We start from the raw sequence: 24657 nt of genomic DNA, 5'->3' as shown, positions 1-24657 counted from the left end.
ATACGGGTCAGCCCACCGACAGCGGGACGACCCCGACGGGGCAGCGGGCGTGCTCGACCAGCCACACCGAGACGGAGCCGAACATGAACTGCTCCGCGCGGCTGCCGTGGTGGGCGCCGACGATCAGCATGTCCATGCTCTCGGCGAGCCCCAGCAGGAACCGCTCCGGCATCCCCTGGTCGATCTCGGTGTAGACGCTCACGTCCGGGTACCTCTCCCCGAACCCCGCCAGCGACTCCGCCAGCGCGCGACGCCGCTGCCCCACGACCGAGGAGTCGTCGCCGAGCGCGGTGGGTGCTGCCTCGAAGTACCAGAAGCTGTGCACGACGGTCAGGGGCAGCTTCTCGATGGAGGCCTCGCGGAAGGCGAACTCCAGCACGGGCAGGGAGTCCGGTGTGGCGTCGGCGCCCACGGCGATCCCGTGGCGCTGGGTCGCGGTGCCCGGGGGGCGGGGGCGGTGCACGATCACCGGGCACCTCGCATGGCGTACGACGGCAACGGCCGTGGAACCGAGGAGCAGGCTCTTCATCCGCCCCCGCCCGCGCGACCCGAGCACCATGGTCCGGGCCGTGGCTGAGATCTCGACCAGCGCCTCGCGGGGGTCGTCGACCAGGCACAGCTCCTCGACGGTGACGTCGGGCGCCACCTGGAACACCTGCTCACGGGCGGCGGCGAGGACCCCCTGGCCCTTCTGCCGCAGGGACAGGTCGCGGGCCTCCCGCGGGTTGTGGCCGGCCGGATCGAGCAGCACCGGCGTGGTCGGCGGCACGGCGTGCACCACCGACAGGACCCGGTTCTCGGCGCCGGCCCGCCTGGCGGCCCAGGCGAGGGCCTGGTCGGAGGCACTGGAGCCGTCGACGCCGACGACGATGGATCCCGCAGTGAGGCTCATGCTCGCTCCAGCTCTGTGAGGGACCCGTGCGACTCAGTTCCACTCTCGCCCGGAGGACGCGGCGGGAGTAGGGCGGAATGCAGTGGCGTGCCGGGACCAAAGGCCCTAGGCCCGCACTGCCGGGTCGCCGTTCCATGGAGCCGGCGCGGTGGAGCGCGCGAGTGGCTACTGCGCCCAGTCCTTGGCGCGTTCCACGCCCTTGCGCCACAGGGCGTAGGAGGCGTCGGTGCGCTCCCGGGCCTCCGCGGACTCGTCGGGGCCGAACTCCCGGTCCAGGTGCCAGGTCTCGCGCAGGTCCTCCGTCGAGTCCCAGACCCCGGTGCCGAGCCCGGCCATGAAGGCGGCGCCGAGAGCGGTGGTGTCGACGATCTCCGGCCGCTGCACGGGCACGCCGAGCAGGTCGGCCTGGAACTGGCAGAGCAGGTCGTTCGCGGCGGCGCCGCCGTCGACCATCAGCGAGGTGAGCTTCGTCGGCATCGTGTCGGTGACGTCGCGCACCTCGAAGGCGATCGCCTCCAGCGTGGCCCGGACCAGGTGCGCGCGCGTCGTACCCCGGGTGATGCCCAGGATCGTGCCTCGCGCGTGCGGGTCCCAGTGGGGCGCGCCCAGCCCGGTCAGCGCCGGGACGAACACCACGCCGTCGGTGGTCTCCACCGTGGAGGCGATCGCGGCCGTCTCGGCCGCGGACCCGACGATCTGGAGGCCGTCGCGCAGCCACTGCACCGCCGCGCCGGTGACGAAGATCGCCCCCTCCAGCGCGTAGGTGGTCTCACCGGCGGGGGAGCGCCACGCCGCGGTGGAGAGCAGCCCCGCGTCGGAGCGGATCACCTCGCTCCCGGTGTTGGTCAGGATGAACGAACCGGTGCCGTAGGTGCACTTGGAGTCGCCCACGTCGAAGCAGGTCTGGCCGAACAGCGCCGACTGCTGGTCGCCGGCGATGCCGGAGATGGGCAGGTCGAGGTCGAGGTAGCTCTTCGGGTCGGTGCGTGCCAGCTCGCCCCAGTTGGGCACGATCTCGGGCAGCGCGTCCATCGGGACGCCGAAGAGCCGGCACAGCTCCTCGGACCAGTCCCCGGTCTCGAGGTCGAACAGCAGCGTGCGGCAGGCGTTGGAGACGTCGGTGACGTGCCAGGTGCCGCGGGTCATCCGGGCGATCAGGTAGGAGTCGATGGTGCCGATCGCGTAGCGGCCGTCGCCGACCAGGGCCCAGGTGTTCGGCTCGTTCTCGGCGAGCCAGACCAGCTTGGTTCCGGAGAAGTAGGGGTCCAGGCGCAGGCCGGTGAGCTCGGTGACGCGCTCCTCGTGGCCCTCCTCGCGCATCCGGCGGCAGATGTCGGCGGTACGCCGGTCCTGCCACACGATCGCGCGCCGCGGGGAGCCCAGAGTCTCGCGGTCCCAGAGCAGCACGGTCTCGCGCTGGTTGGTGATCCCGATGCCGGAGAGGTCGCTCGGGGTCCCGTCCCACGCCTTGAGGCAGTCCCGGGTGGCCTCCAGGGTCGCCTGCCAGATCTCCTCGGGTGCGTGCTCGACCCAGCCCGGGCGGGGGAAGTGCTGCCGGAACTCCTGGTAGCCGCGGGCCATGATCCGCCCGTCCGCGGTGACCACGAGGACGGTCACCCCGGTGGTGCCGGCATCGATGGCGAGGACGGCTGTGGCACTGTTCGTTCCGCTCATGGACCCTGACATTAGGGGGACCCGGTGCCGGGGTGGACGACCGAGCCGGATAGAGGTTGGATGTTGAACGATCCAATTCCAGCAGAGGGAGAGAACATGCGCGTCGGAGTGCTCACAGGTGGGGGCGACTGCCCCGGACTGAACGCTGTGATCCGGGCCATCGTCCGCAAGGGCGTCAAGGAGTACGGCTTCGAGTTCGTCGGCTTCCTCGACGGGTGGCGTGGTCCGCTGGAGAACCTCACCACCGAGCTCGGGGTCGACCAGGTGCGCGGTGTGCTGCCCCGCGGCGGGACCATCTTGAAGTCCTCGCGCACCAACCCGTTCAAGATCGACGGCGGGGTCGAGAAGATCAAGGACAACCTCGCCGCCAACGGCGTGGACGCCCTGATCGCCATCGGCGGCGAGGACACGCTCGGCGTGGCCACCAAGCTCGCCGACCTCGGCGTCAACGTCGTCGGGGTGCCCAAGACGATCGACAACGACCTCTCCGGGACCGACTTCACCTTCGGCTTCGACACGGCCGTGAACATCGCGATGGAGGCGATCGACCGGCTGCACACCACCGCGGAGTCGCACCACCGCGTCCTGGTCGTCGAGGTGATGGGCCGGCACGCGGGCTGGATCGCGCTGCACGCCGGCATCGCGGGAGGGGCGAACGTCGTACTCATCCCCGAGCAGCCCTTCGACATCGAGAAGGTGTGCGGGTACGTCGAGAAGCGGTTCGAGTCGCACTACGCGCCGATCATCGTCGTCTCCGAGGGGGCGACGCCGGTCGAGGGCGGCGACATGACCCTGATCAGCGGCGAGAAGGACGCGTTCGGCCACGTGCGGCTCGGCGGCATCGGCGACCGGCTCGCCAAGGAGATCGAGGACCGCACCGGCAAGGAGGCCCGCGCCGTGGTCCTGGGCCACGTGCAGCGCGGCGGCACCCCGACCGCGTTCGACCGGTGGCTGGCCACCCGCTTCGGCCTCCAGGCGATCACCTCCGTCGCCGACCAGGACTACGGCAAGATGATGGCCCTGCGCGGCACCGACATCGTGCGGGTGCCGCTCGCCGAGGGCACCGCCGAGCTCAAGCTGGTCAAGCCCGAGGAGTACGCCGAGGCCGAGGTCTTCTTCGGCTGAGGCGCGCCACGCTCGCAGTGAGGCCGGGCGTGGTCCACGATTAGGCGAAGGAACTCCCCACCCTGGAGGAAGCAATGTCGCCAAGCACCTCGGAGCACGACGACCTCACCGAGCAGGACGAGGGCCTCAAGCGGGTCATGGGCCCCAAGCTCCTGCTGCTGTTCATCGTCGGCGACATCCTGGGCGCGGGCATCTACGCGGTGACCGGGGAGATGGCGCTCGAGGTGGGCGGCATCGTGTGGGTGCCGTTCCTGGTGGCGTTCGGGGTGGCCACCCTGACCGCGCTGTCCTACCTGGAGCTGGTCACCAACCATCCCCAGGCGGCCGGCGCGGCGCTGTACGCGCACAAGGCCTTCGGCCTGCACTTCGTGACGTTCCTGGTGGCCTTCGGGGTGATCTGCTCGGGCATCACCAGCGCGTCGACCTCCTCCAACCTGCTGGCGACCAACCTGCTCGCGGGCCTGGAGGGCATCGGGATGGAGGTGCCGGGAGGCACCACGCCCGTGCTGGTGGTCGCGCTGCTGTTCATGCTGGTCCTCGCGGTGATCAACCTGCGCGGGGTCGGCGAGAGCGTGAAGTTCAACGTGCTGCTGACCCTGATCGAGATCATCGCGCTGGCGATCGTGATCGGGGTCGGCTTCTACGTGATGGCCCAGGGCAACGCCGACCTCGGCCGGATCGTGGTGTTCAACTCCGGCAGCGAGCGCGGGATGTTCCTGGCCGTGACGGTCGCCACGGCCGTCGCCTTCTTCGCGATGGTGGGCTTCGAGGACTCGGTCAACATGGTCGAGGAGACCAAGGACCCGGTGAAGGTCTTCCCCAGGATCATGCTCACCGCGCTGGGGATCGCGGTGGTCTGCTACATCCTCGTCGCGATCTCGGTGATCGCCGTGATCCCCGAGGGCCGGATCGAGAGCGTGGTCAACGACGAGGGCAAGGTGCTGCTCGAGGTCGTCAAGACCGGGGCGCCGAACTTCCCGATCGACAAGGTCTTCCCGTTCCTGACCGTGTTCGCCGTGGCCAACACCGCCCTGATCAACATGCTGATGGCGAGCCGGCTGCTCTACGGGATGGCCAACCAGCGGGTGCTGCCCCGGGTGCTGGGCAAGGTCCTCCCCGGGCGGCGTACGCCGTGGGCCGGGATCGCGTTCTCCACGGTGCTCGCGCTGTGCGTGATCGTGGTGGTGACCCTGATGGCCGAGAACGACGTGATCGCCTCGCTGGCCGGCACCACCGGCCTGCTGCTGCTGTGCGTGTTCGCCGTGGTGAACATCGCCTGCCTGGTGCTGCGGCGCGAGCCGGGTGCCGAGGGCGCCTTCCGCGCGCCCGGGCCGACGCCGCTCGTCGCCGCGGTCGCCTGCCTGTTCCTGGTCGGCCCGTGGGCGCGTGACCGCGACGACTGGATCCAGTACCAGATCGCCGGCGGGCTGCTCGTCCTCGGAGTGGTGCTGTGGCTGGTGACCCTGGGGCTCAACCGCGCCTCGGGCCAGGGCGGCGGCGAGTTCAAGGACGTCGGCAAGCTGGAGGGGTGACCGCGGTTCGGACCGGAGCCCACAGGCCACGTAGTCTGGCGTGGTGTCCGAATCAGTTCCCGACCTGGCGACGCTGCACGCCATGGGTCCCGCTCAGCAGCCCACCTACGCCGACCCCGCAGCGGTCGAGGCAGCCGTCACGCGGCTGCGCAGCATGCCACCGCTCGTGTTCGCGGGAGAGTGCGACGCGCTGAAGGAGAAGCTCGCCGCGGTCACCCGCGGCGAGGCGTTCCTGCTCCAGGGTGGTGACTGCGCCGAGACCTTCGCCGGAGTGACCGCCGACAACACCCGCAACAAGCTGCGCGTCCTGCTCCAGATGGCCGTCGTGCTCACCTACGCCGCGTCGGTGCCGGTCGTGAAGCTCGGACGGCTGGCCGGCCAGTACGCCAAGCCGCGCTCCTCGGACTTCGAGACCCGCGACGGCGTGACGCTGCCGGCGTACCGCGGTGACGCCGTCAACGGCTTCGCGTTCACCGAGGAGTCCCGCCGCCACGACCCGCAGCGCCTCGTCGAGGTCTACCACGCCTCCGCGGCGACCCTGAACCTCGTGCGCGCCTTCACCACCGGTGGGTACGCCGACCTGCGCCAGGTGCACACCTGGAACACCGACTTCGTCCGCGGCTCCGAGGCGGGCCGCAAGTACGAGCAGGTGGCCGCCGAGATCGACCGCGCGCTGAATTTCATGTCGGCCATCGGCGCCGACCCGGACGAGTTCCACCGCGTCGACTTCCACTCCAGTCACGAGGCGCTGGTGCTGGAGTACGAGCACGCCCTGACCCGCACCGACAGCCGCACCCAGCTGCCCTACGACGTCTCCAGCCACTTCGTGTGGATCGGTGAGCGCACCCGCCAGCTCGACGGCGCCCACGTGGAGCTGCTCAGCCACATCCAGAACCCGATCGGGGTCAAGCTCGGTCCCACCACGAGCGCCGACGACGCGATCGCGCTGGCCGCCAAGCTCAACCCGGCCAACGAGCCCGGGCGGCTCACGTTCATCACCCGGATGGGTGCGGGCAAGATCCGCACCCACCTGCCTCCGCTGCTGGAGAAGGTGCACGCGGCCGGCGTCGAGGTGGCCTGGGTCTGCGACCCGATGCACGGCAACACCTTCGAGGCGTCCTCGGGCTACAAGACCCGCGCGTTCGACGACGTGATCGAGGAGGTCCAGGGCTTCTTCGACGTGCACCGCGCGGTCGGCACGTGGCCCGGCGGCCTGCACGTCGAGCTCACCGGTGACGACGTCACCGAGTGCGTCGGCGGTGGCGAGGAGCTGCTCGAGGTCGACCTGGGCAACCGCTACGAGTCGGTCTGCGACCCCCGCCTGAACCGGGTCCAGTCCCTCGAGCTGTCGTTCCTGGTCGCCGAGATGCTCCGCAAGGCCTGAGCCGCGTGCCCCGGGTCCGCCAGCTCGCCGGGGACCACCTGGCGTTCTGGCGGGAGCGGCACCTGTGCACCGTGACCACCCTGCGCCGTGACGGGTCCCCGCACGTCGTACCGATGGGCGTGGTGGTGGACGTGGAGGCCGGTGTCGCCTGGGCGATCACCTCGGGGACCTCGCAGAAGGTCGCCAACCTCCGCGCCGGGAGCGACCCCCGGGTCGCGGCGTGCCAGGTCGACGGCGCGCGGTGGTCCACGATCGAGGGCACGGCCGAGGTCCTCGACGACCCGGGCTCCGTCGCCGAGGCCGTACGCCGCTACGCCGAGCGCTACCGCCAGCCACGGGAGAACCCCGACCGGGTGGCCCTGCGGATCACGATCACCAGCGCCATCGGCAACGTGTGATCCGTCGGTGGTCGAGTGGTGGGGACCGCCGGTCGAGCATCGAGGTACGCGAGCGGTCAGTCGAGACCATCTGGTGAGGTGCGCGCCGTGGTGAACGGCCCCGTGCGGGCCTCGGCGCCACGGATACCGCCCCGACGAGGACGCGGGGGCCGGGAACGGTGATGTCCACCCGTCGCTCGCTAGCGCGGCTGGCTCACAGCTGGTCCCAGAAGCTCTGCAGTAGTGCGGCCAACGCCTCCGGCTGCTCGAGCGGGATCAGGGTGCGGGCTCCGGTGACCGTTGCAACTCGAGCGTCCGGGGCGCGGTCGGCGGCTGCCGCGGCGTCCTGAGGGCTCCAGTCCCCGCGGTCGTCCGAGGCGACGAACAGGCTCGGGACGCAGATGTCGCCGAGCTCGTCCGTGACGTCGACGCGGTTGAGGATGAAGGAGCCGAGCGCTTTCGACATGCTGGCGCGGGTCGGGCGCCCCAGGCTGTCCACGACCGTGCGCCGGAGGGCGTCGTCCGCCTGCGAGGTCTCGGTGAGCATCGCGTCCAGGACCGCGCTCCGGACGGGACCAACGGCGCCGACCGTCCGCAAGAGGGGGCGAAGCAGGAGGATGCGGCGGCGGAGCGCGGCAGTGATCGGCTCCGTGGGGGAGCTGACCGCCACCAGGCTGCGCAGCAGGCCGGGTCGGGTCGCGAGCTTGAAACCGACGTGTCCTCCGAAGGCGTTGCCCACCCAGTCGACGGGCTCGGTGATCGACAGGCCGGCCAAGAGGTCGACCGCCGCGTCAGCCGCCTCGGCGATGTCGCTCTCGCGGCTCAGCGGCTCGCTCAGACCCAGGCCGGGCCCGTCCACCAGCAGGTAGCGCCGATCGGGAGCCAGGTGCGGCAGCATCAGGTCCCAGGTGTGGCTGTCGACGAACATCGACGGCCACAGGACGGTTGTCCGGCCCGTGCCGAGCGTGCGGACGTGCAGGGCACCGAGACGGGTCGAGACGGCGACCGTCCGCTCGGAGGGCGAAGTGGTGGTCATGTCGTGCCTTTCGTTTCGTGGAGTCCAGAATAATTGATGTTAGTCTAACTAACATGAAAGATCGGGTCTATACCATGACGGCGCGCGCCGCTGCCGCCGAGGAGACGGGTACGCGCATCGTCGACGCGATGCTGCGGCGGTTCGGCCGGCTGCCGTACGACGAGGTGCGCCTCGACGACGTCGCGGCCGACGCCGGCGTGACTACCCAGACCGTGATCCGCCGGTTCGGGAGCAAGGCGGGTCTGATGCGCGCCACCGTCGAGCGTGAGCTGGCGCGCATTGTGGCCTCGCGTGAGGCCGGCGCCTCGGAGGACCCAGCCGGGATCGTTGCGGACCTGGTCACGCACTACGAGACCTACGGAGCGCTCATCCTCAAGGTCTACGCGGAGGCCGGCATGATCGAGGGCCTGGCCCAGGCGGTGGCGGACGGCCGCGCCTACCACCTGTCCTGGTGCCGCCGCACCTTCGAGCGGCACCTCGACGACGATGGGGACGCGCTCACCCGTGATCGCCGACTGGCGCAGGTCACGGCGGCGTGTGACGCGACCACCTGGCGGATCCTGCGCCTCGACGCTCGTCTGGACCCCGAACAGACGCGGTTGGCGCTCGTCGAGCTGATCAGCCCGCTGCTGGCGCCTCGACCACCACGTCCTCAGCAGGGTCCGGACGACACCGGATCTGCTCCGGAGGCCCAAGGCAGCCGCCCGCCTTCTAGGCTCGACCCATGATCGACCTGCGCTCGGACACCGTCACCCGCCCCAGCGAGGGCATGCGCCGCGCCATGGCTGAGGCCGAGGTGGGCGACGACGTCTACGGCGAGGACCCCACGGTGGGGCTGCTCCAGGAGCGGGTCGCGGAGCTGTTCGGCCACGAGGCCGCGCTGTTCACCCCCACCGGCTCGATGGCGAACGTGATCGCGCTCGCGCTCCTGGTCGGCCCCGGCCAGGAGGTGCTGTGCGAGTCCCGGGCGCACATCCTGCGCGCCGAGCTCGGCGCGCACGGTGCGTTCACCGGGCTGACCAGCCGGACCTGGGTCCACCCTGAGGGGCAGGTCGACCTGGACACGATCAGGTCGATGTACGCCCCCGACATGGGGTCGTTCTTCGTGCGCACCACCGCGATCTCCGTGGAGAACACCCACAACTTCGCCGGCGGCACCGTGCTGCCGATCGAGGACCTCGAGGCGCTGCGCGCCTTCGCCGACGAGGCCGGTTGCGCGGTGCACATGGACGGTGCCCGGATCTGGAACGCCCACGTGGCCCACGGCGTCCCGCTGGCGGCGTACGGCGCGATCACGGACACGATGGCGGTGTGCCTCTCGAAGGGGCTCGGCGCGCCGATCGGCTCCCTGGTGCTGGGCAGTGCCGACCAGATCGCCGAGGCGCGCGTGCTGCGCAAGCGGATAGGCGGCGGCATGCGCCAGGTCGGCGTGCTCGCCGCGGCCGGTCTCTACGCGCTGGACCACAACCTCGAGCGCATGGCCGAGGACCACGAGCACGCCCGCCTCCTCGCCGAGGCCTGCGGCGGCGACCCGGCCCTGACCGAGACCAACATCGTGGTCGTGGACGTCCCCGACGCGATCCAGCTGGTCGCCGCGGCCCGCGAGGAGGGCGTCCTGATCGGAGCCGTCGGCCCCCGCCGCGTCCGGATGCTCACCCACCTCGACGTCGACCGCGCCGCCGTGGAGCAGGCCGCCAAGGTGCTCACCCGCCTGATCGCCGCCATTTCCGGATAGTCCGAGACCAATCCGTCGTCGAAACGGACATCTGGCAACGGAAACGTCTCGGACTATCCCGGCGGGGCGGTCCCTACGCGGGGCTGCCGGTCCGGGTGATCTGGCGCTCGTGGGCGCGCACCGACTTCACGTAGGCGACCGTGTCGTCGAAGAGGCCGATGCGGCGTACGGCGCCGAGGCCCTGGTAGTACGCCGCGATCGCGTTGTTGTCGCGCTTGGTGGAGTCGCGGAGCACGCGCAGGGCGGTCACCCCCGCGAGCACGTTGTCGTGGGTGTCGCGCAGCCGCAGGGGCCGGCCGACGTACCAGCGCATCCAGCGGCCGGTGTCCGGCATCACCTGCATCACGCCCAGCGCGCCGGCGCTGGAGACCCGGCGTTGCTGCCAGCCCGACTCCTGCCAGGCGACGGCGAGCGCGAGCTTGGGGGGCACACCCTGCTGCCGGGCCGTGCGTACGACGAGCCGGCGGACCTGCTGGCGCGACAGGTCGGCGTGCAGCCAGCCCCGCCCGGCCGGCCGGGCTTGGTGCATCTGGAGCCAGGCGGGTTTCGGCTTCGCCTTCTCCCGGACCTTGCCGGTGGGCACGGCTCCGCCGTCACGGCGTACGGCGGAGAGCACCACCGGGATCTTCAGGACCTGGCCCTGCCTGAGCACCCCGCGGGGCCCGAGGCCGTTCAACCGGACCAGCTCGGCGGTCCACGCTCGGTAGCGCACCGCGAGGCCGGTCGCCGTGTCGCCGGGACCCACCACGTGCCGCCTGATCGCGCGGTCGGGGTGGCCGGGCCACGGCTGCCACTGGGGCAGTGCCGCGGGTGCCTGCGCCGAGGCGCGGGCCTGCGTCATCGGCTGGGCCTGGGCAGGCGCCGCGGGAAGCAGCGCGGCTGCCGTCACGGTGCCGGCCAGCGTGGCCACCAGGGATCGTGCTCTGCGTCGGGGAAGTGACATGTTTCCTCCGTCTGCGGGCGAAGCCAAGCACGTTACCAGTGTGACGGAAGTGACTGAAGTTGCTGATGTTGCAGGCGTGGCGGCGCGCCGGGTGAGCCGCCCAGACGTCGCGGAGATCCGGCTCAGACGATGCTGACCACGACGACGCTGCCCTTGGGCGCCATCGTCCCGGGCGCGGGATCGGTGGCCACGACGTACCTGACCCCGATGTAGAGGCTCGCCTCGCGCGAGGTCACCTTGAAGCCGGCCGCCTCCAGGCGCTGCTTGGCGGCCTCGAAGCCCATCGAGACCACGTCGGGCACCTGCACCATCACCGGGCCCTTGGAGACCACCAACGAGATCGTGTCGCCCTTCTTGCCGGTGCCCTCGGCGGGGTTCTGCGAGATGATCCGGCCGGTGGGGACGGTGTCGTCGTTGGCCTCGGAGGCGCCCACCTTGAAGCCCAGCTTCTCCAGGGCGGTCTTCGCGGCGGGGAGGGGCTTGCCCACCATGATCGGGATCGTGATCGGCCGCGGGCCCTTGCTCATGATCACGTCGACGGCGGCGTTGCGCCGCAACGACGTGCCGCTCGCGGGGTCGGTCCCGATCGCCCGGCCTGCGGGGACCTTCTCGTGGAAGCGCTCGATCGAGTCGCCGTACTGCAGCTTCGAGTCGTCCAGGGCGCGCTGCGCCTCGTCGAGGCTCTTCCCGGCGACGTCGGGCACGTCGTGGCGCTCGGGGCCCAGCGAGATGACCGCACCCACGGTGCCGTCCTTGCGGACGCGCTCGCCCGGGTCGGGGTCGGTGGAGATCACCGCGCCCTTGGCGACGGTCTCGTGGAAGGCCTCGTCGGTGACCTCCATCGAGAGCCCGGCCTGGTGGAGCTTGACCCGGGCGGCGGCCTCGCTGGTGTTCACCACACCGGGGGTGGAGGTGTAGCGGGCGACCCCGAGGTACCACCCGCCCAGGGCCGCGAGGACCGCGAGCGTGACCACGACCGCGAGCAGCGCCGGCCCGCGGCGGGAGCGCTGCGCAGGGCGTACGGGGGCAGGGTCGCTGCGCACGGGGCGCTGGTTGCCGGGGGGAGCCGTGGCGAGGAGCAGCGCGTCGCGGTCGTCGTCCTCGTCCTGCAGGCTGCTCAGGTCGTGCGCCTCGATGATCTGCGCCGGGAGCTCGCCGGTGGGGGTGCGGATGCCGCCCACCGGCACCGTCGGGACGAGGTCGTCCACCAGGTCGGGATCCTCGACGACGCCGTGGTCGAGCGCGTTGCGGACGCGGCGTACCTGGTGGAGCAGCACGCGTGCGTCGGCGGGCCGCAGGGCGGTGTCGCGGGCCGTGGCCCGGGCGACCAGCGCGTCGACGTACGGCGGGATGCCGGGCGTGGAGGCCGACGGCGCGGGGATGTCCTCGTGGACGTGCTTGTAGGCGACCTGGATCGGGCTGGCCGCCTGGTGGGGCTTGTGCCCGGTGAGCATCTCGTAGATGAGCACCCCGGCGGCGTAGACGTCGGCGCGGGCGTCGGCCTTGCCGTTGACCACCAGCTCGGGGGAGAGGTAGGACACGGTGCCGATCAGCACCCCGCCCGTGGCCGTGTGCTGGGTCTCGGAGTTGATCGCGCGGGCGAGGCCGAAGTCGGCGACCTTGACCCGGCCGTCGTCGGCCAGCAGCACGTTCTCGGGCTTGACGTCGCGGTGCAGGATGCCGGCGTCGTGGGCGGCGGCGAGCGCGGCCAGGACGGGCTCGATCACGGCCAGGGCCCTGCCCGGCGACATCGGCGCCTCGGTGCGGATCAGGTCGCGCATGGTCCGGCCGGGGACGTACTCCATCACCAGGAACAAGGTGCCGTTGTCGTCGCCGGTGTCGAAGACGGCGACCACGTTGTGGTGGGACAGGCGGGCCGCGGAGCGCGCCTCGCGCTGGAAGCGTCGTACGAACTCGTCGTCGTCGGCCAGCCCCTCGTGCATCACCTTGACCGCCACCGTGCGGTCCAGGCGCAGGTCGGTGGCCTCGTAGACGGTGGCCATGCCGCCGCGGGCGATCCGGGGGCCGACGCGGTACCGGCCGTCCAGGACGCGCCCGGTCAAGGCATCGGCGCTGCGGTCCACGGTCTCCTCCTGCGCCGGGCTGGGGAAGAGACCCGACTGCCCCGGGAGTTTAGGCGCTCCGGGCGCCCAGACCCGGTAGGTGGGCCGGGTGATTGGGCGTGATGGGAGCATGTGCAGGTGAGTGACAACACCCCCGAGGACGACCTGGCAACGCTGATCACCGACTGGCTCGACTGGAAGGCGGCCGCCGCCGAGCTGCACGTGAGCGTGAGCAAGATCCGGCAGTGGATCCGCGAGCACCAGCTCGCTGCCGCCGTACCGACCCCTGGCGCGGGCCAGCAGATCCCCGCCGAGCTGATCATGGACGGCGAGATCGTCAAGGGCGTGCCGGGCCTGCTGACCCTGTTCTCCGACGGCGGCTGGGACGACCGCGAGAAGCTGACCTGGCTGTTCACCCCCGACGAGACCCTCCCCGGCCGCCCCATCGACGCCCTCCGCGAGAACCGCGGCTCCGAGGTGAAGCGCCGAGCCCAGGCCCTCGCGCTCTAGCGCGTCGAGCGGGTACAAACGTCTCGCCGTACGGCGTCGAGCGGGCAGAAACGTCTCGCTGAGCCAGAGCCCAGCGGGCCGCGATGAGGTCAGACGGCGCGCTGGGTGGCGTCGGCGGCCAGGCCGGCGAGTACGCCGCGGGCGCGCTCGGTGATGTCGGCTGCGGCGAGGGCGGAGAGTGACCGCTCGGTGAGCTGGGTGATCACGGCCTCGACCTGCTCGCGGGCCCCGGACTGGTCGATCAGGCGGCACAGGTGCTCCACCTGGCCCGGGTCGAGGGCGGTGCCCAGGCCGGCGTCGAGGACCTTCGCGTCGGCGGCCGGCAGCGTGTCGAGCGCGAGCGCGATCAGCACGGTGCGCTTGCCCTCGATCAGGTCGTCGCCGGCGGGCTTGCCGGTGAGCTCGGGGTCGCCGAAGACGCCGAGCAGGTCGTCGCGGAGCTGGAACGCCTCACCGAGGGGCAGGCCGAACCGGGTGAGCTGGGTGATCATCTCCGGGCTGGCCCCGGCCAGGGCGGCGCCGATGTGCAGCGGCCGCTCGATGGAGTACTTCGCCGACTTGTAGCGCAGCACCGTCATCGCGGTCTCCACGTCGGCCGATCCCCGCGCCTGCGCGGAGACGTCGAGGAACTGCCCGGTGACGACCTCGCTGCGGGTGAGGTCGAAGTAGCCCAGCGCGTCCAGCACCCGGTCGGCGGGCAGGCCGCAGGTGCGCAGCAGCTCGTCGGACCAGCTGAGCAGCAGGTCGCCCATCAGGATCGCGGCGGAGGCGCCGTACTGCTCAGGGCTGGTCGCCCACCCCTGGTCGCGGTGGAGCTGCTCGAAGGCGCGGTGGGTCGCGGGCCGGCCACGGCGTACGTCGGAGGCGTCCATGTAGTCGTCGTGGACCAGCGCGCTCGCGTGGAGCAGCTCGAGGGACGCGCACGCGCGCACCAGGGCGGCGCGGTCCTCCGGCTCCCGGACGGCCTGGTGCCCCCACCAGCAGAACGCGGCCCGGAGCCGCTTCCCGCCCGAGACGCTGACCCGCGCGTGCTCGACCAGCCGCTGGGCGTCCGGGCCCAGGCGGTCCAGCCAGGCAGCACGGGTGCTGACGAACTCCTGGAGGGTGGACTCGACGTCGTCGCGGAAGCGGGCGGAGTCCCAGCGGGCGTCCCACGGTTGGTGATGCAAGGTCACCCGGCGAGCGTAGACCCGTATTCTCGAACCCATGAATGAGGGCTCTGGACGCATCGGGAACCTGCTCCGGCAGGACGGGCGCTCCTTCTCCTTCGAGTTCTTCCCGCCCAAGGACGAGGCCGGCGAAGAGGTGCTGTGGCGCTCGATCAGCGAGCTGGAGCCGCTGCGGCCGACGTTCGTCTCGGTCACCTACGGCGCCGGGGGTACGACGCGCGACCGGACCGTCGCGATCACCCGCCGGATCGCCCACGAGACCTCGATGCTGCCGATGGCCCACCTGACCTGCGTGGGGCACACCACCGAGGAGCTCGACCGGATCGTGCAGGCGCTGGTCGACTCCGGGGTGCGCAACGTGCTCGCCCTGCGCGGCGACCCGCCCGGTGGTCCCGGGTCGGACTGGGTCTCCACCGAGGGCGGCATCGAGTACGCCTCCGACCTCGTCGCGCACCTGCGCCGGGTCAGCGACCTCTCCATCGGGGTCGCGGCGTTCCCGGAGGGCCACCGAGACTCCGCGTCGCTGGACGACGACGTGGCCGTGCTCAAGGCCAAGTACGACGCGGGCGCCGAGTTCGCCGTGACCGAGATGGTGCTGCGCGCCTCTGACTACCTCGGGTTGGTCGAGCGGGCGCAGGCGGTCGGCGTCGACTTCCCGATCGTGCCCGGCATCATGCCGATCCTGAACTTCCGCTCGATGGCGAAGATGGTGGAGCTCTCGGGCCGGGAGATCCCCGACGAGGTGATGACCCGGCTGGAGCCGCTCAAGGACGACCCGGCCGCCGTACGCGCGGAGGGCATCGCGATCGCCACCGAGCTGTGCGACGTGCTGCTGGAGCAGGGCGCGCCGGGCCTGCACTTCTACACGCTGAACCGCTCCAAGGCGACCCGCGAGATCTTCGCGGCGCTCTCCGTCCAGGCCTGAGGCCCGGGCCCGCCGCTCAGGCGGGTCCGATCACCTGGGCGACCAGGGCGGCGGAGAGCCCGACCGAGGGCAGCCCTGCGCCCGGTGTGGCGTGCGCCCCGGCCATCAGCAGCCCCGGAACGGGGGTGGTGGGGCCCAGCCGGCGGGTGACGGTGTTGCGGCCCTGCCAGAGCACGCCGTACGGCGAGCCGTGCCACTGCTCGACCTGCTGGCGCGGCGAGAGGTCGACGCGGGTCTCGACCTGGTCGCGGACCCGCAGGCCGCTGCGGTGCATGGCGGTGACGATGTCCTCGGCGAGCTGGCCCCGCCCGAGCAGCGTCCAGGCGTGCGCGCCCTCCGGTGCCTGGCCGCCGGTGCGCACCACCACCATCGGGTCGCCGTGCAGCACCACCTCGGCGGGCAGGTCCGGCACCTCGCCGACCAGGCCGATGTGGCAGGTCACCGGCGGGATCACCGGCATCGTGCGCTGGACCAGCGGCGCCACCGCGGGGAGCCTGCGGGGGTCGATCGCGCAGACCACGTGGTCGGCCGCCAGGATGCCCTGCGCGGTGCGGACGCCCACGGCGCGGCCGCCGGAGATCTCCAGGTCGAGTGCGGGCGAGTCGAGGAGCACCGTGACCCCGCGGGTCCTCAGCCGCGCGGCGAGCGCGTCGGCCAGCGAGCCCATCCCGCCGGGGACGGTCCAGGCGCCGAAGTTCTGCTCGACGTAGGTCCACATCCCCATCCAGGCGGGCACGTTGCGCAGGTCGTGGCCCTCGAGCGTCATCGGGTACGTCGCCACCTGGCGCAGCCGCTCGTCCTTGAACGCCTTCTGGGTCAGCTTGTGCAGGCTCAGCCTGGTGGTGAGCAGCGCCTTGGCGTGCTTGCTGGCGAGGTCGGGGGAGTAGGGGCGCTCGAGCCAGTCGCGGCGCAGCGTCTCCCAGTCGTCGGCGAACGCGTCGACGTACGTCGCCCACTGCGCGCCCGCTCCCGGGCCGAGGGACTTCTCGACGGCCTCCATCTGGGCGGCCCGGCTGCCTCCGGGAAGGTCGAGGAAGGTGTCGTCGTCGTCGTCGAACATGTGCCGCGCCACGGGCTCGACCGGGACCAGGTCGATCTCCTTCTCCAGCGCCCGACCCGACTTGCGGAACAGGTCGCGCAGCACGGCCGGCAGCAGCGTGTGCGTGGGCCCGGAGTCCCAGCGGAACCCGTCCTGCTCGACGTAGCCCAGGGCGCCGCCGAGCTTGCCGGAGGCCTCGACCAGGGTGACCTGGTGGCCGATCTTGGCCAGTCGTGCGGCGCTCGCCATCCCGCCGAACCCGCCTCCGACCACCACGACTGCTGACATGGCGGTCACCCTACGGGCCGGGTCAGCCCCCGGCGCGCCGGACGACCTCGGCCAGGGTCTCGGTGTCCCGGGCGACCACCGTCGTCCCGTCGTCGAGGGTGATGATCGGGCGCTGGATCGTGCGTGGGTTCGCCACCATCGCCGCGATCCAGTCGTCGCGGTGGGAGGCGTCGCGGGGGAGGTCGATGCCGGCCTCCTTGGTCTCCTTGGGCCGGGCGAGGTCCCAGGGCTCCAGTCCCATCCGGGACAGCACGTCGGCGAGCTCGGCCGGGGTCGGCAGGTCCTCGAGGTAGCGCCGCTCGGTGTAGTCCAGTCCGGCCGTGTCCAGCTCGGACTTGGCGACCCGGCACTTGGTGCAGGCCGGGTTGATCCAGATCTCCATCACTCCACCTCCAGCTCGTCGGCACCGGTCAGCTGCTGCAGCTCCTCGAAGGTGGTGGAGAACACCGCGGCTGGGTGGCCCGCGGCCGCCCAGATCTCCTCGTGCCGGCGCAGCCAGGGGTCGAGGTAGGTGCGCACCGGCGCGGGATGGTCGAAGGGGGAGACGCCGCCGATGACCTGGCCGGTGTGCCGGCGGACGAAGTCGGGCTTGGCACGCCGCAGCGCGGGCAGACCGAGCTCGGCGGCGACCTTGTCGGTGTCGACGCGGTGCGCCCCGCTGGTCAGGAGCAGCAGCGGCTCGTCCTCGCCCTCAGCGCCATCAGGCACCGCGAACAGCAGGCTGTTGGCGATCGCCCCGACCTCGCAGCCGAGGGCGTCGGCGGCGAGCTGGGCGGTGTGCACGGAGTCGGGGAGCACGACGATCCGCCCGCGCCCGCCGCGGCGGGCGAGCTCGGCGCGGAACCTGGTGATGGCGGCGTGCTCGCCCACGGGCCGGCCCTGTTCGCCGGGGATCTCGGCCGGGAGCTCGACTGGTCGTTCGGTCATGGGGGCAACGTACCGGCCCGGTCGTGGGGCGCCGCCACGGATCGGCTCTTGACGGGTTGTCGGAGGGGAGGTGTACCTTTGGACTTGTTCGAACATCTGTTCGAACAAGTCCTGGCGGAGGGTGACCTCGACCCCCATCCTCCGCCAGGGCACTGACAGCGGGTCGAACAGCTGCGGACAGTGAGGAGCAGACGGTGCGGCGTTACGACGACCCGGTTGAGGTGCACAAGGGCGCAGACGAGGACCCCGACCAGTTCCTGTGGCGGGGGCGGCTGTGGCAGGTGCGCGAGGTGGTGGCGCACTGGGTGGAGACCGGTGCCTGGTGGGCCAGCCGCCCGGCGACCTCCGGCCCGACTTCCGGCCCGACTTCCGGCCCGACTTCCGGCCCGACTTCCGGCCCGACTTCCGGGGCACTCGACACCGACCTCCTCCGGGAGCGCGAGGTGTGGCGGGTGGCAGCAGCCAGGGGGAGGGTCGCCGCCCAGCACTCACCCGGACAGCCTCCTGGGCAGGACCCCGGCTTCGGCGTCTTCGACCTGGTCTTCAGCTGGTCCGAGGGCAGCTGGCAGCTCGTCCGGGCCATGGACTGACGGATCGACGGATCGAGAGGACAACGAGATGACCCAGCAGATGACCGCTCCGAGAGCCACCCCGGCAACCACCCGGGCGACCAGCCCCGCAGCCCACCCCGCAGCCCACCCAGCAGCCCACCCCGCAGCCCACCCCGGGCTCGCGGCGCCGCCCCACTTCCTGAGCGCCGCCACGCACTCCTACCTGGAGCGGGCAGCGGAGTCGCTGCGCGAGGCGATCGCCAGCACCGACGTGCCGGAGCGCTACGCCCTGGCCCACGTCTCCGCGCTGCGTGCCACCGCCGCCCTCCTGGCCGCCCGCGCCCAGCCCGCGATCTCGTCGCGGCGACGCCCGCAGAAGAACGCGTGGGTCCTGCTCGCGGAGGTGGCTCCCGAGCTCGCCGAGTGGGCCGCCTTCTTCGCCGCGGGCGCCGGCAAGCGCGCCGCTGCCGAAGCCGGCTCGCGCCGGGCGGTCACCGAGCGTGAGGCCGACGACCTGGTCCGTGACGCCGACCGGTTCCTGGCCCTGGTGGAGACCTCGCTGGGACTGACCGAGCACGCCCCGATCCGGGTCGCCTGAGAGCGCTTCGTGGCTGATCCCTTCGTTCACCTCCACGTCGCCTCGGGCTACTCCCTGCAGTACGGCGCCTCGCACCCCCACGTCCTGGTGGAACGGGCGGCCGAGCAGGAGATGGACACGCTCGCGCTGACCGACCGCGACGGCACCTACGGCGCGGTCCGGTTCGTCAAGGCCGCGGTCGCGGCGGGGATCCGGCCGGTCCTCGGCGTCGACCTGGCCTTCTCCCCGAGCACACCTGACCCGACCGGCAGGCCGGCCCCGGCCCGGATCCCCACCCGGACCCCGACCCGCGGTGGTGCGTTCCGCGACGCCCGGCTGCCCCGGGTCACCTTCCTGGCCGGTGGCAGGAGCGGCTGGGCGGCGCTGTGCCGGCTGGTCTCGGCGACCCACCAGTCAGGTGAGCGCGGGACCCCGGTGTGCACCCCCGAGCTGGTGGCCGAGCACGTCGCAGGTCGTGACGTGCGGGTGCTGCTCGGACCGGCCTCGGAGCTGGGGCGGGCGGCCACGCTGCGTCGCGACGACCTCGGCAGTGCCGTGCTGCGCCACTGGCTCGACCTGGTCGGCACCGAGCAGGTCGTGGTCGAGGTCGTCTCCCACCGGATCCAGGGGTCCGGTCCCGGCTCCTCCCCGCACGCCGCCCGGATGGCCGGCCTGGCCGGCGCGGCCCGGGTCCCGGCCGTGCTCTCCAACGCGGTCCGCTACGCCGATCGGCTCGATGCCCCCACGATCGACGTGCTCGACGCCGCGCGCCGGCTGGTGCCGATGGACGTCCGTCATCTCGACCGCGCCAACGCCGAGGGCTTCTTGAAGTCGGGCAAGCAGATGCACGAGGTGGCCGAGGAGATCTGCCGCTTCGCCGGGCTGGGGGAGCACGGCTCCCGCGGCGCCACCGAGCTGCTCGCCCGGACCCGCGCGCTCGCCGACCAGTGCGTGCTCGACCCGCGCGACGACCTCGGGATCGGGGAGGTGCACTTCCCCGAGTTCGAGGTCGCCGCAGGCAGTGGTGGCGCGGCTTCCGTCGACCTCGAGCTGCGGGCCCGGTGCGAGGCCGCGGTCGGGTGGCGCTACGGCTCGGCACCGCGGCAGCGGATCTGGAAGCGGCTCGACGACGAGCTGCAGACGATTGGCCAGCTGGGCTTCGCGTCGTACTTCCTCACCGTCGGGGACGTGACCACGATGATCCGCGAGCTCGGCATCCGGAGCGCGGCGCGCGGCTCGGGCGCGGGCAGCCTGGTCAACTACCTGCTCGGCATCTCCGGGGTGGACCCGATCCGGCACGGCCTGCTGATGGAGCGGTTCCTCTCCCCGCTGCGCCGCTCGCTGCCCGACATCGACATCGACGTGGAGTCGGCCCGCCGGCTCGAGGTCTATGACGCGATCCTCGAGCGCTTCGGCACCGACCGGTGCGCGACCGTCTCGATGATGGACACCTACAAGGTGCGGCACGCGATCCGCGACGTGGGGGCGGCGCTCGGCATGCCGATGGGGGAGATCGACGCCATCGCCAAGGCGTTCCCGCACATCCGCGCACGTGACGCGCGGATGGCGCTGCGCGACCTGCCCGAGCTGCGCTCCACCGGGATGGCGCGGGAGGCGGCGGCCGGGGAGTGGGGCACCTTCGACATGTTCTTCCGGCTGGTGGAGAGCCTCGACGGGCTGCCCCGGCACATCGCGATGCACCCGTGCGGGGTGCTGCTCTCCGACCGCACCCTGCTGGACCGCACCCCGGTGGAGCAGAGCTCCCTGGGCTACCCGATGAGCCAGTTCGACAAGGAGGACGTCGAGGACCTCGGGCTGCTCAAGCTCGACGTGCTCGGCATCCGGATGCAGTCGGCGATGGCGCACGCGGTGGGAGAGATCGAGCGGACCTCGGGCCGCGCCATCGATCTCGACGACGAGGTGCAGGTGCCCTTCGACGACCCCACCACCTACTCGCTGATCTCCTCGGCCAAGACCCTGGGCGTCTTCCAGATCGAGTCGCCCGGGCAGCGCGAGCTGGTCGGCAAGTCCGGGATCGAGAAGTTCTCCGACATCATCGCCGACATCTCGCTGTTCCGGCCGGGACCGGTCAAGAGCGACATGATCACGCCCTACCTCGAGGTCAAGAACGGCTGGCGGAGCGCCAGCTACCTCCACGACGACCTGCGCCCGATCCTGGAGGGCACCCGCGGCGTGGTGGTCTACCACGAGCAGGTGATCGAGATCATCGCCGAGTTCGCGGGCTGCAGCTACGCCGAGGGCGACGAGTGGCGCCGTGCCCTCGGCGATCGGGACGGCATGGCCGAGACGAAGACCTGGTTCTACCCGCGGGCACTCGGCCGCGGCTACCCGCTGCCGGTGGTGGAGGAGATCTGGAAGGTGATCGAGGCGTTCGCCTCGTTCGGGTTCTGCAAGGCCCACGCCGCCGCGTTCGCGCTGCCGACCTACCAGTCGGCCTGGCTCAAGGCGCACTACCCGGCCCACTTCCTCTCCGGTGTCCTGACCCACGACCCCGGGATGTACCCCAAGCGGCTGATCCTCGACGACGCCCGCCAGCTCGGCATCGCCGTGCTCGGCCTCGACGTCAACGCCAGCGAGGCGGCGTACGTCGTGGAGGAGACCGGCGAGGGGTGGGGCATCCGGATCGCACTCGAGGAGGTGCGGGGCATCAACGACGGCGAGGTGAGCCGGATCGTGGCCGCCCGGGAGGGTGCGCCGTACGCCTCGCTGACCGACTTCTGGCAACGCACCCACGTCGCGCGGCCGGTCGTCGAGCGCCTGGTGCAGGCCGGCGCCTTCGACAGCATCTACGGCATCGGCGGGAGCGGGGCCGGCCGTCGCGGCCGGCTGACCAGGCGTGACCTGCTGCTCGAGGTCAGCGACCTCGACCGGCTGCGGCGTGCCTCCGACCGGGCGGGCACGAAGCGGGCCCGCGGACTGTCCCGGCCCGGGGCCCGAGGCGGGTCCCCGGACCGGGCACAGAACGGCGCCGCACGCGAGGGCGACGCCTCCTTCCAGCTGACCCTCGACCTCGGGGACGAGGTCTCCGGCGCCGGCATCCCCAGCGGACTGCCGGAGATGACCGAGGGGGACCGGGTCCGGGCCGAGCTCGACATCCTCGGTCTCGATGCCAGCAAGCACGTGATCGACTTCCACGCCGAGTTCCTCGACCGGCTGGGCATCACCCGCTCCTCCGGCCTGCTCTCCGCCCGCAGCCGCAGCGAGCTGCTGGTCGCCGGGGTGAAGGTGGCCACCCAGACCCCGCCGATCCGCTCGGGCCGCCGGGTCATCTTCCTGACCCTCGACGACGCCACCGGCCCGGTGGACGCGACCTTCTTCGAGGACGCCCAGGGGCCCTACGCCGCCACCGTCTTCGGCTCCTGGCTGCTCGTGGTCCGTGGAGAGCTGCGCCGCACGGGCCGCCGGGGCGTCTCGCTGCGGGCGACCGGTGCCTGGGACCTCGGGAAGCTGCACGACCTCTGGCTCGCCGAGGGGATGGCGGCCGTCCACGCCGAGATCGACCGGGTGCCCGCCGGGTTCGGCGCCGGGTCCGCTGGGTCCACCCAGGGCCCGAGCCGGGTGATGGTGCACACCAGCGGTTTCCGGATGTCGCCGTACGCCGACATCAAGCCCGCCGGTACCGACATCAAGACCGGCATCAAGAGCGGTACCCAGACCGGGGCCCCGGGCACCCTCACCGGTGACGTGGCCCGCAAGCTGTGGCACCGCAGCCCGGGGAGCGCCGGATGACCTCCCGGCCTCCAGGACCTCACCCCCTAGGCTGGCGCTCATGGAACGCCCCCTCGAACGACGTACCGCTGCCCGCACCGCGGTGGTCTGGGACGCCGTCCACGCCCTCCTCGAGGGCACTGGCGAGCAGCAGGTCCTCGACATCGGAGGTGGCACCGGCGGGTTCGCGGTCCGGGTTGCCGCCCAGGGCAACCGGGTCACCGTCATCGACCCCAGCCCCGACGCCCTCGCTGCGCTGGCTCGTCGCGCCGACGAGCAGGACGTCGCCGACCGGGTCACCGGTCTCCAGGGCGACCTGGGCACCCTGCGCGAGCTCGCGCCCGAGGGCGGCGTCGACCTGGTGCTGTGCCACGGTGTGCTGGGCCTGCTCGAGGACCCCGAGACCGGGCTGCGGGAGATCGCCTCGGTGCTGCGCCCCGGCGGATCCCTCTCCCTGGTGGTCAGCCAGCGGCACGCCGCCGTGCTGGCCCGCGCGATGGCCGGCCACTTCACCCAGGCCATGCGCCTGCTCGAGGGCGATCCCGACCGCCCGGCCGGAGACGCCCGCGCCAACGAGCACCGCTTCACCGTCGAGGAGATCACCAGCCTCCTCGAAGGTGCCGGCTTCGGCATCCGCAGCAGCCACGGCATCCGCGTCTTCACCGACCTGGTCCCCTCCACCCTCCTGGACCTCGAGCCCGGCGCCAGCGCAGCCCTGCTCGAGCTCGAGCGCGCAGTCTCCGAACGCCCCGAGTACCTCACCCTGGCCAGCCAGCTCCACCTCGTCGCCACCCGCTGACCCCCGCCGGGGGCCCTCATGACCCGAGACCCCTCCCTCGACTGCCCGATCCTCCACGTCGACATGGACGCCTTCTACGCCTCGGTGGCGATCCGGGACCGCCCCGAGCTGGCCGACCTGCCGGTGATCGTGGGCGGAGGACACCGCGGGGTGGTGCTGGCCGCGAACTACCCGGCCCGCAGGTACGGCGTCCACTCGGCGCTCCCGATGACCCGGGCCCGGCGGATGTGTCCCGACGCGGTGGTGATTGCCCCCGACTACGCCGACTTCGAAGCGGTCTCCGCCTCGGTGATGGAGATCTTCCGGCAGGTCACCCCGGTGGTGGAGGCGATCTCCATGGACGAGGCGTTCCTCGACGTCTCCGGATCGGTGCGCAGGCTGGGCAGTCCCGTGCAGATCGCCGAGCACATCCGGGCCCGGGTGGCCGACGAGCAGCGGATCACCTGCTCGGTCGGCCTGGCCGGTTCGGTCTCGGTGGCCAAGCTGGCCAGTCGCCGCGCCAAGCCGGACGGGGTGCTGGTGGTCCCGCCGCGCCAGGTCACCCGGTTCCTGCACCCTCTCGACGTGGGCGAGCTCTACGGGGTGGGGGAGAAGACCCGCGAGCAGCTGTACCGCCTCGGCCTGCGCACCGTCGGCGACGTCGCCCACACGCCGTTGACCACCCTGCAGCGCGGCATCGGCGTGGCGGCCGGCACCCAGATCCACCACCTGGCGTGGGGCACCGACCGGCGCACGCTCACCCCGCGCCGGGTGACCCAGGACCCCGACAAGAGCATGGGGGCGGACGAGACCTTCGGCCGGGACACCGACGACCGGGCCGTGGTGCTGCGCGAGCTCCTGCGGCTGGCGACCAAGGTGACGTCCAGGATGCGGGCCGCCGGGGTCGCGGGGCGCACGGTCACGTTGAAGGTGCGGTTCGCCGACTTCACCACGATCACCCGCTCCCGGACATTGGCCGATGCCACCGACGGCACCGGTGAGATCCATGCCACCGCGGCGGCGCTGTTCGACGCACTCGGCCTGCAGCGTGCCCGGATCCGCCTGGTGGGCGTACGCGTCGAGGGCCTGGTCCCACGCGATCAGGTGCAGCGCCAGCTCGTCCTCGGAGCGAGAGAGCGCGGCTGGGAGGAGGCCGACCGGGCGGCCGACGCGGCTGCGCTCCGCTTCGGTGGCGGCGCCGTACGCCGAGCCACGCTCCTGCTCGGTGACCGCCCCTGAGACCGGCCCTGAGACCGCCCTCCAAGGTGCCCCGGACAGTGCTCGGGCAGCGGCCCCAGCGCCGGTCGGCAACCCCGCGACGACGAAATCGCGATCAACATTTTCCGAACCCGGCTACCGAGTTGTGGGGAGCCTGCCTAGACTCAAAGCAGGGACCAGATCAG

Annotated in this window: 22 protein-coding genes; 13 read left to right on the top strand and 9 right to left on the bottom strand. The window is 72.0% G+C overall.

Going from position 1 to position 24657, the window contains the following annotated elements; all coding sequences use genetic code 11:
* Positions 1-7: 7 nt before the first annotated feature.
* Both AC4BGB_RS06295 and glpK read right to left on the bottom strand, forming a co-directional pair.
* A complete protein-coding gene (locus AC4BGB_RS06295; protein ID WP_490545759.1) occupies positions 8-892 on the bottom strand; it encodes a universal stress protein in 885 nt (294 codons plus the stop codon).
* A 165-nt stretch (positions 893-1057) separates the two neighbouring features.
* On the bottom strand, positions 1058-2566 hold the full coding sequence (glpK, locus tag AC4BGB_RS06290) for a glycerol kinase GlpK (protein WP_490545757.1): 1509 nt from the start codon (positions 2564-2566) through the stop codon (positions 1058-1060).
* 96 nt (positions 2567-2662) lie between these two features.
* Here glpK and AC4BGB_RS06285 point away from each other — a divergent pair, with 96 nt between their 5' ends.
* From AC4BGB_RS06285 to AC4BGB_RS06270, 4 genes are all read left to right on the top strand, one after another.
* Entirely contained in the window at positions 2663-3691 is a 1029-nt protein-coding gene (locus AC4BGB_RS06285) for a 6-phosphofructokinase (protein ID WP_490545755.1), read from the top strand.
* Positions 3692-3765: 74 nt separating this feature from the next.
* Positions 3766-5223 carry an APC family permease gene (locus AC4BGB_RS06280; protein WP_490545753.1) on the top strand — a complete coding sequence of 486 codons (1458 nt, stop codon included), beginning with the start codon at positions 3766-3768 and terminating at the stop codon, positions 5221-5223.
* Between the two features lie 43 nt (positions 5224-5266).
* Positions 5267-6607: a class II 3-deoxy-7-phosphoheptulonate synthase gene (locus AC4BGB_RS06275; RefSeq protein WP_490545751.1), complete on the top strand. Its 1341-nt coding sequence runs from the start codon at positions 5267-5269 to the stop codon at positions 6605-6607.
* 5 nt (positions 6608-6612) lie between these two features.
* Positions 6613-7005, top strand: coding sequence for a pyridoxamine 5'-phosphate oxidase family protein (locus AC4BGB_RS06270; RefSeq protein ID WP_490545747.1), 393 nt, complete (start codon positions 6613-6615; stop codon positions 7003-7005).
* A gap of 193 nt (positions 7006-7198) precedes the next feature.
* Here AC4BGB_RS06270 and AC4BGB_RS06265 read toward each other — a convergent pair whose 3' ends face one another.
* The gene (locus tag AC4BGB_RS06265) at positions 7199-8020 is read right to left on the bottom strand and encodes an alpha/beta fold hydrolase (protein ID WP_490545744.1); all 822 of its coding nucleotides are present in this window, start codon (positions 8018-8020) and stop codon (positions 7199-7201) included.
* 74 nt (positions 8021-8094) lie between these two features.
* Here AC4BGB_RS06265 and AC4BGB_RS06260 point away from each other — a divergent pair, with 74 nt between their 5' ends.
* A complete protein-coding gene (locus AC4BGB_RS06260) occupies positions 8095-8748 on the top strand; it encodes a TetR/AcrR family transcriptional regulator (RefSeq protein WP_490545742.1) in 654 nt (217 codons plus the stop codon).
* Positions 8745-9755, top strand: a complete 1011-nt coding sequence (locus tag AC4BGB_RS06255) for a threonine aldolase family protein (RefSeq protein WP_490545737.1) — start codon at positions 8745-8747, stop codon at positions 9753-9755. The genes AC4BGB_RS06260 and AC4BGB_RS06255 overlap by 4 nt, the downstream gene beginning before the upstream one ends.
* Positions 9756-9828: 73 nt before the next feature.
* On the opposite strand, the gene AC4BGB_RS06250 is transcribed toward AC4BGB_RS06255, so the two are convergent.
* Positions 9829-10698, bottom strand: coding sequence for a lytic transglycosylase domain-containing protein (locus AC4BGB_RS06250; RefSeq protein WP_490545735.1), 870 nt, complete (start codon positions 10696-10698; stop codon positions 9829-9831).
* 122 nt (positions 10699-10820) lie between these two features.
* On the bottom strand, positions 10821-12893 hold the full coding sequence (pknB, locus tag AC4BGB_RS06245; protein ID WP_490545730.1) for a Stk1 family PASTA domain-containing Ser/Thr kinase: 2073 nt from the start codon (positions 12891-12893) through the stop codon (positions 10821-10823).
* Between the two features lie 6 nt (positions 12894-12899).
* Here pknB and AC4BGB_RS06240 point away from each other — a divergent pair, with 6 nt between their 5' ends.
* Positions 12900-13271, top strand: coding sequence for an Rv2175c family DNA-binding protein (locus tag AC4BGB_RS06240; RefSeq protein ID WP_490545728.1), 372 nt, complete (start codon positions 12900-12902; stop codon positions 13269-13271).
* A gap of 89 nt (positions 13272-13360) precedes the next feature.
* Here the strand turns inward: AC4BGB_RS06240 and AC4BGB_RS06235 are convergent, their stop codons facing one another.
* On the bottom strand, positions 13361-14446 hold the full coding sequence (locus tag AC4BGB_RS06235; protein WP_490545726.1) for a polyprenyl synthetase family protein: 1086 nt from the start codon (positions 14444-14446) through the stop codon (positions 13361-13363).
* 31 nt (positions 14447-14477) lie between these two features.
* On the opposite strand from AC4BGB_RS06235, the gene metF reads away from it, so the two are divergent.
* Positions 14478-15365: a methylenetetrahydrofolate reductase [NAD(P)H] gene (metF, locus tag AC4BGB_RS06230; RefSeq protein WP_490545724.1), complete on the top strand. Its 888-nt coding sequence runs from the start codon at positions 14478-14480 to the stop codon at positions 15363-15365.
* A gap of 16 nt (positions 15366-15381) precedes the next feature.
* Here metF and AC4BGB_RS06225 read toward each other — a convergent pair whose 3' ends face one another.
* Genes AC4BGB_RS06225 through AC4BGB_RS06215 form a run of 3 tightly spaced genes read right to left on the bottom strand, consistent with a single transcriptional unit; the run spans position 15382 to position 17619 of the window.
* Positions 15382-16692 (bottom strand): phytoene desaturase family protein, encoded by a 1311-nt coding sequence (locus tag AC4BGB_RS06225; RefSeq protein WP_490545722.1) that lies wholly within the window; start codon positions 16690-16692, stop codon positions 15382-15384.
* 22 nt (positions 16693-16714) lie between these two features.
* On the bottom strand, positions 16715-17074 hold the full coding sequence (locus AC4BGB_RS06220) for an ArsC/Spx/MgsR family protein (protein ID WP_490545720.1): 360 nt from the start codon (positions 17072-17074) through the stop codon (positions 16715-16717).
* Entirely contained in the window at positions 17074-17619 is a 546-nt protein-coding gene (locus AC4BGB_RS06215) for a YbaK/EbsC family protein (RefSeq protein ID WP_490545718.1), read from the bottom strand. Before AC4BGB_RS06215 ends, AC4BGB_RS06220 begins: the two co-directional genes overlap by 1 nt.
* A gap of 194 nt (positions 17620-17813) precedes the next feature.
* Between AC4BGB_RS06215 and AC4BGB_RS06210 the strand changes: the two genes are divergently transcribed.
* The 5 genes from AC4BGB_RS06210 to dinB are packed head-to-tail and all read left to right on the top strand — an operon-like array spanning position 17814 to position 24493.
* Positions 17814-18209, top strand: coding sequence for a DUF6504 family protein (locus tag AC4BGB_RS06210; RefSeq protein ID WP_490545716.1), 396 nt, complete (start codon positions 17814-17816; stop codon positions 18207-18209).
* A 28-nt stretch (positions 18210-18237) separates the two neighbouring features.
* Positions 18238-18768 (top strand): SAV_6107 family HEPN domain-containing protein, encoded by a 531-nt coding sequence (locus AC4BGB_RS06205; protein WP_490545714.1) that lies wholly within the window; start codon positions 18238-18240, stop codon positions 18766-18768.
* Positions 18769-18777: 9 nt separating this feature from the next.
* Positions 18778-22497, top strand: coding sequence for a DNA polymerase III subunit alpha (locus AC4BGB_RS06200; RefSeq protein ID WP_490545713.1), 3720 nt, complete (start codon positions 18778-18780; stop codon positions 22495-22497).
* Between the two features lie 40 nt (positions 22498-22537).
* Positions 22538-23275 carry a methyltransferase gene (locus AC4BGB_RS06195; RefSeq protein WP_490545711.1) on the top strand — a complete coding sequence of 246 codons (738 nt, stop codon included), beginning with the start codon at positions 22538-22540 and terminating at the stop codon, positions 23273-23275.
* A gap of 18 nt (positions 23276-23293) precedes the next feature.
* On the top strand, positions 23294-24493 hold the full coding sequence (dinB, locus tag AC4BGB_RS06190; RefSeq protein ID WP_490545709.1) for a DNA polymerase IV: 1200 nt from the start codon (positions 23294-23296) through the stop codon (positions 24491-24493).
* The last annotated feature ends 164 nt before the right edge of the window (positions 24494-24657 follow it).

This window comes from Nocardioides sp. Z30_9 (assembly GCF_058215735.1).
The sequence above is the reverse complement of the archived record's forward strand: the minus strand, read 5'-3'. Positions and strand labels throughout refer to the sequence as shown.

Bases quoted from the DNA above. Each gene is read 5' to 3' on its own strand.
- AC4BGB_RS06295 (WP_490545759.1), bottom strand. From the start codon at position 892: ATGAGCCTCACTGCGGGATCCATCGTCGTCGGCGTCGACGGCTCCAGT.
- glpK (WP_490545757.1), bottom strand. From the start codon at position 2,566: ATGAGCGGAACGAACAGTGCCACAGCCGTCCTCGCCATCGATGCCGGC.
- AC4BGB_RS06285 (WP_490545755.1), top strand. From the start codon at position 2,663: ATGCGCGTCGGAGTGCTCACAGGTGGGGGCGACTGCCCCGGACTGAAC.
- AC4BGB_RS06280 (WP_490545753.1), top strand. From the start codon at position 3,766: ATGTCGCCAAGCACCTCGGAGCACGACGACCTCACCGAGCAGGACGAG.
- AC4BGB_RS06265 (WP_490545744.1), bottom strand. From the start codon at position 8,020: ATGACCACCACTTCGCCCTCCGAGCGGACGGTCGCCGTCTCGACCCGT.
- AC4BGB_RS06260 (WP_490545742.1), top strand. From the start codon at position 8,095: ATGACGGCGCGCGCCGCTGCCGCCGAGGAGACGGGTACGCGCATCGTC.
- AC4BGB_RS06255 (WP_490545737.1), top strand. From the start codon at position 8,745: ATGATCGACCTGCGCTCGGACACCGTCACCCGCCCCAGCGAGGGCATG.
- AC4BGB_RS06250 (WP_490545735.1), bottom strand. From the start codon at position 10,698: ATGTCACTTCCCCGACGCAGAGCACGATCCCTGGTGGCCACGCTGGCC.
- pknB (WP_490545730.1), bottom strand. From the start codon at position 12,893: ATGCTCCCATCACGCCCAATCACCCGGCCCACCTACCGGGTCTGGGCG.
- metF (WP_490545724.1), top strand. From the start codon at position 14,478: ATGAATGAGGGCTCTGGACGCATCGGGAACCTGCTCCGGCAGGACGGG.
- AC4BGB_RS06225 (WP_490545722.1), bottom strand. From the start codon at position 16,692: ATGTCAGCAGTCGTGGTGGTCGGAGGCGGGTTCGGCGGGATGGCGAGC.
- AC4BGB_RS06220 (WP_490545720.1), bottom strand. From the start codon at position 17,074: ATGGAGATCTGGATCAACCCGGCCTGCACCAAGTGCCGGGTCGCCAAG.
- AC4BGB_RS06215 (WP_490545718.1), bottom strand. From the start codon at position 17,619: ATGACCGAACGACCAGTCGAGCTCCCGGCCGAGATCCCCGGCGAACAG.
- AC4BGB_RS06205 (WP_490545714.1), top strand. From the start codon at position 18,238: ATGACCCAGCAGATGACCGCTCCGAGAGCCACCCCGGCAACCACCCGG.
- AC4BGB_RS06195 (WP_490545711.1), top strand. From the start codon at position 22,538: ATGGAACGCCCCCTCGAACGACGTACCGCTGCCCGCACCGCGGTGGTC.
- dinB (WP_490545709.1), top strand. From the start codon at position 23,294: ATGACCCGAGACCCCTCCCTCGACTGCCCGATCCTCCACGTCGACATG.